This window comes from Polaromonas sp. P1_G2 (assembly GCF_056405515.1).
Map to the genome: position 1 here is coordinate 1 of NZ_JBFUBY010001150.1, position 451 is coordinate 451.

The window sequence follows — 451 nt, forward strand, 5'->3', positions numbered from 1 at the left end:
GTGCGGCTCGCCGCCACGGATCCGAGGACGCAGAAATCCAGCCTCTCGACCTCCTCGAAGCTGATCCTTTCGCCGTGCTCGATGAAACCCTGCGACGTGGCGGCAAGTTCGTAGGAAATGCCGTTGGCCGTCAGGATCACCGGATCGAGCCTGAGATAGGGGAAGTCTTTGGTGAGATAGGGCACGGGCGCATAGACGATCTTGCCTTCGTAAAGAGCGCGCAGGCGAATGGGAATCTGCGGCGCATCCGGATTGGTCTTGATGGTGCGCGCCGACTTCCATTCCGGCGTCTGGGCCAGATGCCAGGCGGCCATGTCGGCGCCGACGAAATTTGGGATCATGCTCCAGGCCGGACCGACGGCGACGCCGGTATCCTCGAGGGTTCGCCAGATGCGGTCACGCACAAAGTCCTTGGCGATATTGCGTCCCGACCAGCGTCCCTGTTCAGACA

At 61.9% G+C, this 451-nt stretch carries 1 protein-coding gene; it reads right to left on the reverse strand.

What is annotated here, in order from left to right; all coding sequences use genetic code 11:
• Positions 1-451: 5-formyltetrahydrofolate cyclo-ligase family protein (locus AC1D0P_RS29505; RefSeq protein WP_477679978.1), on the reverse strand; the 451-nt coding region annotated here is incomplete at both ends.